General features: G+C 40.8%; 1 protein-coding gene, 2 tRNA genes and 1 rRNA gene. All 4 read right to left on the bottom strand.

Annotated features, from left to right (window positions below):
* Nucleotide 1 precedes the first annotated feature (1 nt).
* A tRNA-Val gene (locus tag PAENI_RS14465) sits at nucleotides 2-77 on the bottom strand.
* 88 nt (nucleotides 78-165) lie between these two features.
* Nucleotides 166-240, bottom strand: a tRNA-Glu gene (locus PAENI_RS14460).
* Between the two features lie 223 nt (nucleotides 241-463).
* Nucleotides 464-862: an AAA family ATPase gene (locus PAENI_RS14455; protein WP_223178953.1), complete on the bottom strand. Its 399-nt coding sequence runs from the start codon at nucleotides 860-862 to the stop codon at nucleotides 464-466.
* Nucleotides 863-995: 133 nt separating this feature from the next.
* Nucleotides 996-1071, bottom strand: a 5S ribosomal RNA gene (gene rrf, locus PAENI_RS33190); the annotation flags it as partial.

The raw sequence follows: 1071 nt of genomic DNA, 5'->3' as shown, positions 1-1071 counted from the left end.
ATGGTGGAGGCTGAGGGGATCGAACCCCCGACCCTCTGCTTGTAAGGCAGATGCTCTCCCAGCTGAGCTAAGCCTCCATGTAAAGAAGCAACTCAATTATCATAACACAATCCAACCTGTAATGCAACATTTTATTTCAGAAGAACAATTACGTTTTAAAGAAATTGGTGACCCGTATGGGATTCGAACCCATGTTACCTCCGTGAAAGGGAGGTGTCTTAACCCCTTGACCAACGGGCCGTATTGAAAACAAAATGTTTTGACAACAAAAAAGATTATATCATGTATTTCGAAGTATAGCAATACCTAAATTAATATATTTTCACTTTTCTCCTATAATAGGCGTTAAAGTGATATCAAGCTTACTAGCTATCATCTTTACGACTCCTAGAGTAGTCAGGTTATTTGTGTCTAAATGGTCTTTGAATACGTCCTTATTAAGCCCTGTGAGGCATCTGTCGATCTATTGAACGGCCCACGAGTCATTCCCTTCACCTCTACCACCCAATCTCTTGAGCAGCGTCTCTCGTGAGGCACACAAAGTAAAATGATGAACCTCTAATCCCTCATTTATTAGATTACCAGCAATGTCCATCCAATATTCTGGATTAACTATGGTCATAGGTACGATAATTGTCCCACTATATTCGCTAGCTATGTATTTTAACATGGAATGGTTAATTTCACGCCAAAGATAATAGTCCTGAAAGTCACTTTTTGTCATCACATCGGGAATGTTTGCTCTTATGTAATACCCTACATTCTCTGGATCGTATACAAAAGAATCAGGAAGTCTGCGATGTAATTCATATGCAGTTTCTGTCTTCCCCGCACCAAAAGCTCCATTGATCCATATAATCAAGATCTTTATCCCCCATGAATAATCTATTAGTGACTCTATTAAACCACTTTATCATAAAAACCCTTACAAGCAAATTCACTCTACAAGGCACAACAAAAAGACCACTGTCGATTACTCAACAGTGGTCTTGCTTGCTTGGCAACGTCCTACTCTCCCAGGACCCTTCGGTCCAAGTACCATCGGCGCTGGAGGGCTTAACGGTCGTGTTC

The organism is Paenibacillus sp. B2(2019) (genome assembly GCF_008370385.1).
Taxonomy (GTDB): domain Bacteria; phylum Bacillota; class Bacilli; order Paenibacillales; family Paenibacillaceae; genus Paenibacillus_AQ.
Note: the sequence above shows the minus strand (reverse complement) of the source record. Positions and strands in the feature narration are given on the sequence as shown.